The organism is Wolbachia endosymbiont of Drosophila nikananu (assembly GCF_028981865.1).
Taxonomy (GTDB): Bacteria; Pseudomonadota; Alphaproteobacteria; order Rickettsiales; family Anaplasmataceae; genus Wolbachia; species Wolbachia pipientis_B.
Map to the genome: position 1 here is coordinate 23,442 of NZ_JAPQLL010000074.1, position 6,560 is coordinate 30,001.

9 protein-coding genes are annotated in these 6,560 nt (G+C 34.7%); 4 read left to right on the plus strand and 5 right to left on the minus strand.

From position 1 onward, the window contains the following. Nucleotides 1-152 precede the first annotated feature (152 nt). The 3 genes from OZD67_RS06030 to OZD67_RS06040 all read right to left on the minus strand — a co-directional run bounded on the left by OZD67_RS06030 (nucleotide 153) and on the right by OZD67_RS06040 (nucleotide 2,620). Entirely contained in the window at nucleotides 153-731 is a 579-nt protein-coding gene (locus tag OZD67_RS06030) for an RlmE family RNA methyltransferase (protein WP_182182843.1), read from the minus strand. Nucleotides 732-807: 76 nt separating this feature from the next. Next, the gene (locus OZD67_RS06035) at nucleotides 808-1,374 is read right to left on the minus strand and encodes a PopZ family protein (RefSeq protein WP_182182841.1); all 567 of its coding nucleotides are present in this window, start codon (nucleotides 1,372-1,374) and stop codon (nucleotides 808-810) included. Between the two features lie 19 nt (nucleotides 1,375-1,393). After that, nucleotides 1,394-2,620 carry a TolC family protein gene (locus OZD67_RS06040; RefSeq protein WP_182182839.1) on the minus strand — a complete coding sequence of 409 codons (1,227 nt, stop codon included), beginning with the start codon at nucleotides 2,618-2,620 and terminating at the stop codon, nucleotides 1,394-1,396. 132 nt (nucleotides 2,621-2,752) lie between these two features. On the opposite strand from OZD67_RS06040, the gene rplM reads away from it, so the two are divergent. From rplM to OZD67_RS06055, 3 genes are all read left to right on the plus strand, one after another. Then, the gene (gene rplM, locus OZD67_RS06045) at nucleotides 2,753-3,211 is read left to right on the plus strand and encodes a 50S ribosomal protein L13 (RefSeq protein WP_182182838.1); all 459 of its coding nucleotides are present in this window, start codon (nucleotides 2,753-2,755) and stop codon (nucleotides 3,209-3,211) included. A gap of 10 nt (nucleotides 3,212-3,221) precedes the next feature. Beyond that, nucleotides 3,222-3,677 (plus strand): 30S ribosomal protein S9, encoded by a 456-nt coding sequence (gene rpsI, locus OZD67_RS06050; protein WP_182182835.1) that lies wholly within the window; start codon nucleotides 3,222-3,224, stop codon nucleotides 3,675-3,677. Between the two features lie 146 nt (nucleotides 3,678-3,823). Continuing rightward, complete coding sequence (locus tag OZD67_RS06055; RefSeq protein WP_182182834.1) at nucleotides 3,824-4,123, plus strand: HU family DNA-binding protein; 300 nt, start codon at nucleotides 3,824-3,826, stop codon at nucleotides 4,121-4,123. Here the strand turns inward: OZD67_RS06055 and OZD67_RS06060 are convergent. After that, complete coding sequence (locus tag OZD67_RS06060) at nucleotides 4,120-4,827, minus strand: pyridoxine 5'-phosphate synthase (RefSeq protein WP_182182832.1); 708 nt, start codon at nucleotides 4,825-4,827, stop codon at nucleotides 4,120-4,122. The genes OZD67_RS06055 and OZD67_RS06060 overlap by 4 nt on opposite strands. Before the next feature lie 107 nt (nucleotides 4,828-4,934). Continuing rightward, nucleotides 4,935-5,120 carry a hypothetical protein gene (locus tag OZD67_RS06065; protein WP_274999760.1) on the minus strand — a complete coding sequence of 62 codons (186 nt, stop codon included), beginning with the start codon at nucleotides 5,118-5,120 and terminating at the stop codon, nucleotides 4,935-4,937. A 119-nt stretch (nucleotides 5,121-5,239) separates the two neighbouring features. Between OZD67_RS06065 and OZD67_RS06070 the strand changes: the two genes are divergently transcribed. After that, nucleotides 5,240-6,560: IS110 family RNA-guided transposase (locus OZD67_RS06070; protein WP_274999611.1), on the plus strand; the 1,321-nt coding region annotated here is incomplete at its 3' end.

Below are 6,560 nucleotides of genomic sequence, written 5' to 3' on the forward strand. Positions count from 1 at the left end.
AAAAAATTAAAAATAAGACGCCAACTACGTTGTTTTCTTGCTGTTTAATCTGCACAGATGAAGATAACTGAATACCTTCACTTTCATGATAAGGGGGCTGGCGGGGTTTGTCAAGTAAGTTTTTTCGTTTCTGCGGGCTACCTGGATTAATATTATATAGGAGGTCTGCTGCCAATAAAGCCTAAACTTACCAAATACATTTCTGTAGATTCAGATCTACTTGACTTTGGTTTAAAATATTTTACTGTTTTAAACATTTTTTTTAGCTCGTTACAAAAATCTTTATCAGATTCTCCTTGGAAAATTTTTACTACAAACGTGCCACCATGGCTCAAGAAATGCTTTGCAAAATTGAGCGCTGCTTCACATAAAAGCATAATTCTGATATGATCCAACGATTTTAAACCACAAGATTCGGGCGCCATGTCAGATAAAATTACATCAAATTTTTGATCCTTGAATTTTTCTCTTAAAATTTCAAGCCCATTGATAATATCACATTGTATAAACTCTACTCCATTAATTGCGTTCATTGGTTTCATGTCAAGAGCAACTACATTTGCACCTTCCTGAGACGCGACTTGTGACCATCCACCAGGAGAAGCACCAAGATCAATAATTTTTTGCCCTTCTTGGAATAATTTAAATTTATTATCCATTTCTACCAGCTTATATGCTGAGCGTGACCTATAACCATCCTTGCTAGTTTTTCGCACATACTGATCATTCAAATGACGATGTAGCCACCTTGTTGAAGATAGTTTTCTGCCTCTAGCCGTCTTTACTCTAGTTTTTATTGCTAATACCCTACTTATTATTGATTATATCTTTGAGCTCTTTTTCAACTACTTCTTTTACCAGTGCATGTAGATATTTATTCAGCCATTCTGAGAGATGAGGTTTTAAAAGAGATGTAACTAATTCTTCAACAGTAAGATTCGCTCTTTTTTGTTGTTTATGCTGCAATTCGTTTTGCATTTTTCCAAGCAGCGCTTTGATCTCTTCCATATTCTCTTTTAAAATTAGATGATCGTTATTTTGCGCTTGTAAGCCGCTATTACTCGCTTTATTATTACTCATTTTGATATTATCGTACAAATAAATATCTTTTTTTTCTTCTGAATTGTAGCTATGGTCATTAAATTGGTTATTGTTGCAAGCCATTTCCTCACTTTGGTCATCATTATCAATGTCCTCTTCTTTACCATTTTCTTTTTTGCCATCTTCTTCCATATCTTCTGGATACTCTTCTTCAAGGCATAGCACATCATCATTTTCATCCTTTATTTCTGCTTTTGCGTTTTTACCTGATATAGCTTTTTTTATATCTTCTAGAATATCTTTTACAGATTGATTGCCTTGTTCATCATGCATAGTGCTAATACCATTAAATTTAGAGGTTTATACTATTTATCATAAAAAGCAAGTTGTAAACACTAATTACATAATTGCTTTGTGCTGCAACTAAGTCTGAACGTGCTTTAAATAATGCATCTTCAGTGTCCAAAAGGTCAGATGTACTCTTTAAATTTAAGTTTACCTCTTGCTCAACTCCTTCCAATGCTGAAGCTGCTGCTTTTTCCGCTTCTTGACTTGCTTTAATAATGGCTTTTGCTGTTAGCACATTATTCCAAGCATTTACAACTGCTTGTTCTATATTTTTTACCGTTTCATAATAATCGTAGGTAGATTTTTTTGCATCCATTTTAGCTCTACTGACACCAAAAGCATTCGCTCCTTTTTTAAAGATTGGAACATCAAGAGTAAAAACTATATGAACATTTTCTAATAGCTTGTCTAATTTTACACCATCCTTCCCAAAATTTTTGCTTGCGCTTAGATTTAAAGAAGGAAGCCACTTGGAGCTTTCAGCGATCACTTCCATTCCGGCTGCTCTTTTTTGATAAACTGCTGCCTTTAAAGATAAATTATTGGTTTTTGCTAATTGTAAACATTCATTTAGCTCTGGAACAGAAGGTAGTTTATCATTAGCCTCAGAAAGGTCATCAGCATCTTCGCCAATTAAATGGTAATAAGCAATATTTGCCAACTTTAATTTACCCTCAGCATCAACTCTTTCGGATACAGAAGACGAGAATTTTGCTTTTGCTAACAAAACTTCAGCATTGGTTACCTCTCCAAGGGAAAAGCGTTTTTTCATAGCTGACAAATGTTCCAAAGAAACGCGTTCTTTATGTTTTCTGAGCTTTAATATTTCTGTCTTTTGTAAAACACCAACATATGCTTTCACAGCATTAAGTGCAACCTCTTGTTTTAATTGCTGAAATCGCATTTTTTCTGCTTTGAGAAGATGACTTGATCGACTGAATGTGGCAAAGGTGCCACCGCCATCTATTATCCTTTGGCTTAATATCAGACGTTTTCCAGGTAAACTAGAAAGATTAAAATTACTATCAAAATTGTACTGCAAACTAATGTCAGGTAAAAATCCAGCTAACCCAGAAAACTTAAGCTGTTTTTCTGCGCTTTTATATTGGTAAAATTGAGACTTTATTTTTGAGCTATTTTTGATCGCTTTGCTTATAACTTCTCCCACATCGGTTGCATAGCAACTTATAGTACTAAAAATGATTGCAAGTGTGATAATTAATCGAAACATTCTACTTCCTATGCATATTGGTTACGCAGTTCAATTACTAACATAAATTACTTTAATAATCAACAACTAATATTGTTGACACTATTGAGAAATTAAGTGTATAGTAGCTTACTATTGTTTAGTTAAATTACAATGAAAACTTTTTTCTTAAAAGAGAAACAAATCGACAAAAAATGGTTTGTCATAGATGCAGAAGGATTAGTGGTAGGAAGGCTTGCAGCATTTGTAGCGACACTATTGCGTGGAAAGCATAAACCTGAGTATACACCTCATATGGATTGTGGCGACAATGTAATTATTATCAACGCAGAAAAGGTGCATTTTACCGGGAAGAAGCTTAAAGATAAGATTTACTATAAGCATACAGGTTATTCTGGTGGTTTGAAGAAAACTACTCCAAATAATATTTTAAATGGCAAATTTCCTGAGCGTGTAATAGAAATGGCAGTGAAAAGGATGCTTGATGATGGACCTATGGCGCGTAGACGCTTTGAAAATTTGTATGTTTATTCTGGTTCAGAGCATAAGCATCAAGGGCAGCAACCTGAAAAGATAGATTTTGCCTCTTTGAATCGTAAAAATAAAAAGTAATGGAGTAAAAATGAAGAGTTCTACAATAAATAATAATGATTGGTCAGAAAAGACAATTAAATCAGCAGTTGATTCGCTTGGTCGTTTATATGCTACAGGCCGAAGAAAAGAATCTGTAGCAAGGGTATGGATAAAGCCGGGAAGTGGAAAATTTAGTGTTAACAAAGAAGGCGATCTAATTTCTTATTTTAAAAGAGAGTCAGTGTGCCAAATAGTGAAAATGCCATTTGTAGCAACTTCTACGTTAGACAAATATGATGTATTTGCAACTGTAAAAGGTGGAGGGCTATCTGGTCAAGCAGGTGCTCTAGCTCATGGAATAAGCAGAGCTTTGAGTAGTGTAAGCCAAGATTTGCATTCTATATTACGTAATGGTGAGTTCTTAACTAGAGATTCACGTGTTGTTGAACGTAAGAAATATGGTCAACATAAAGCTCGGAAAAAGTGTCAATTTTCTAAGAGATAGTTATTTCATAGTGGTGTTTTTTTGTAAGTATTATAAAAATATTTGCAAAAGTGTATGATACCCTCTATTTTTGTGATGAATTTAGTTGACTATCGGTGTCAACATAATATGCTATTTGTGTGATTTTTTCAATATTAAGGTAATTTATGAGTAAAGAAGATATAATAAAACAATTAAAGGAAGATTGTTCTGGTCAGAATATAGATATAACAAAATCTGATTTGAGCAAGATTCATGATGCGTTTATTAAAATAATAAAGAATGAGCTGCATGGGAAAGGTGAAATACGTTTGCATGGAATAGGAACATTTTCTACTGCTATAAGTCAGGAGAAACAATGTCGTAACCCCCAAAATGGTGAGATCATGACTGTTCCTGAAAAGACAAGGGTAAAGTTTAAAACAAGCCAAACTCTTTTAAGTATTTTAAATGAAAGCAGCAGTTAGGTAGACATTATCATTTTCATTGTTTTTACTACGCTGTGTAAGCCATAAAATACAGCTTCGCTAATTAAATAGTGGCCTATGTTAAGAGCTGAAATGTGAGGTATTCTTGTCATCTTCTTAGCGTGTTTATAAGTTATGCCATGTCCTGCGTGGCATTCTATTCCTAATTTATTGACGTACTCTGCAGCATTAGTAATTAACTGTAACTTTTTCTCTGATGGATTATCACAGTAATCCCCTGTGTGAATTTCTATTATGTCAGGTTTTATCTCTAGCTTCTCAAGATATTTTAGTTGATTAATATTTGGATCGATAAACAGTGAGACTTTTATGCTAGAGCTATGCATTTCCTCTATTATATTAGAAAGTTTACTGTGCATATTCACGATATCCAGGCCACCTTCGGTTGTTAATTCTTCTCTTTTTTCTGGTACTATACTAATCGAATAGGGTTTTACCTTTTTTGCTATTTCAAGCATTTCTTCCGTGGCTGCAATTTCAAGATTTAGCTCAGTACTAATGCTCTTTTTTAGGTTAAATACGTCTTCATCTCTAATATGCCTTCTATCTTCTCGTAAGTGTACAGTAATAAAGTCTGCTCCAGCATCAATAGCTATTTCTGCTGCTTTCAATAGATCTGGGTAGGAAGTTCCGCGTGCGTTGCGGAGGGTTGCGACGTGATCAATATTAACACCTAGTTTCACAATCTACCTCAAAAATTATTTATGGATTATACATGTTATTAGGTCTTTTGCATAGTCATTGTTTGATTAGCAATACCATAGCCGAGAGACGGGGTTGGCGAAATGTGTCAAGATGGCCTAGCATCACGCGCTGGAATGACATTTGGTAGCATCAAACAAGGAAAAATCTTGTTAAACCTGAAAGAAACTATTTTATCCAGTGCTATAACAATTTTTAAATATAATTTATTAAGAAGTATTTTTGCAGTTATAACCGGACGCTCAATGGTGCTAGAGTGCCCGTTTGGGAGCATGGTTTTGGAGGAACGGTTAAACCACTGATGGAGTCTATTACGACTACCTCGATTAGAAGATTGTATAATCTAACCGTCCCAAGCTTAAATACTTCTTCATTATAAGTTATAGGAGGTCAATTACAATGACAAAAAGTAAATTAGAGGTAATGAATCCTGATGCAGCAGGGATAGATGTTGGTTCGGCTGTACATTATGTATGTATACCCGAGAGAAGAGATGAGCAACGTGTTCAAAAATTTGGCTGCTTCACTGAAGACCTTCATAATTTAGCAAGGTGGTTAAAAAAGTGTAAAGTTACAACCGTAGCGATGGAATCAACTGGTGTATATTGGATTCCTTTGTTTCAAATACTGGAATCTTACGGTTTTGAAGTTAAGTTGGTAAATGCGCGACATGTAAAAAATGTACCTGGGAGAAAGTCAGATGTTCAGGACTGTCAGTGGTTACAACAACTACATAGTTATGGATTACTCCAAGGGTCATTTAGGCCAGATAGCCAGATATGTGTATTGCGTAGTTACGTGCGACAACGTAAGAACCTCACTGAAAGTGCATCTACACATGTTCTGCGTATGCAGAAGGCATTAATTCAAATGAATATACAACTGCATAGAGTTATAAGAGATATAACAGGAGTAACTGGTATGAAAATTATCAAGGCTATAATTAAAGGCGAAAGAGATTCTGGGAAATTGGCTCAATTCAGGGATGCACGAATAAAAAATGATCAGTCTACTATAGCAAAAGCGTTAGCTGGCGATTATAGAGAGGAACATGTATTCACGCTAAAGCAAGAATTTGAACTATATAATATTTATCAAGAAAAAATAGCAGAATGTGATAGAAATATTGAGGTCTATTACAAAACGTTTGAAACAAAATCTAACGAAAGTAAACAGTTGAGTAAGGAAAAGAATAAGCACAGAAAAAGTAAGCCTGACTTTGCTTTGCACGAGGAACTGCACCGAATAACTGGTATGGATTTTACTAAAGTTCCAGGGCTTGATATACTAAGTATACAGACTATAATTTCAGAAACTGGTATAAACCATAATAAATGGTCAACAGAAAAACACTTTTCATCGTGGTTAGGACTCAGCCCTGCCAATAAAATTACAGGAGAAAAAGTGTTTAGCACAAGAACGCGTAAAGTCATTAATCGTGCTGCGAATGCATTTCGAATGGCTGCTAATTCTGTAGGAAATAGTAAAAGTTCATTGGGTGCATACTACAGGAGATTAAAAAAACGATTAGGAGCACCAAAAGCAATAACAGCTACTGCAAGAAAAATAGCATGCATATTTTATAGTATGCTCAAATACGGACAAGAATATGTAGAAAAAGGAATGGAATACTATGAAACACGATATAAGGAGAGAGCTGTAAAAAATTTGATCAAAAAGGCACGAGAATTTGGCTATACTTTAGTGCAACAAG

What these genes read in the sequence shown, in the direction of transcription:
- OZD67_RS06035 (WP_182182841.1), bottom strand. Translation starts at nt 1,374, where the DNA reads ATGCATGATGAACAAGGCAATCAATCTGTAAAAGATATTCTAGAAGAT.
- OZD67_RS06040 (WP_182182839.1), bottom strand. Translation starts at nt 2,620, where the DNA reads ATGTTTCGATTAATTATCACACTTGCAATCATTTTTAGTACTATAAGT.
- rplM (WP_182182838.1), top strand. Translation starts at nt 2,753, where the DNA reads ATGAAAACTTTTTTCTTAAAAGAGAAACAAATCGACAAAAAATGGTTT.
- rpsI (WP_182182835.1), top strand. Translation starts at nt 3,222, where the DNA reads ATGAAGAGTTCTACAATAAATAATAATGATTGGTCAGAAAAGACAATT.
- OZD67_RS06055 (WP_182182834.1), top strand. Translation starts at nt 3,824, where the DNA reads ATGAGTAAAGAAGATATAATAAAACAATTAAAGGAAGATTGTTCTGGT.
- OZD67_RS06065 (WP_274999760.1), bottom strand. Translation starts at nt 5,120, where the DNA reads ATGCTCCCAAACGGGCACTCTAGCACCATTGAGCGTCCGGTTATAACT.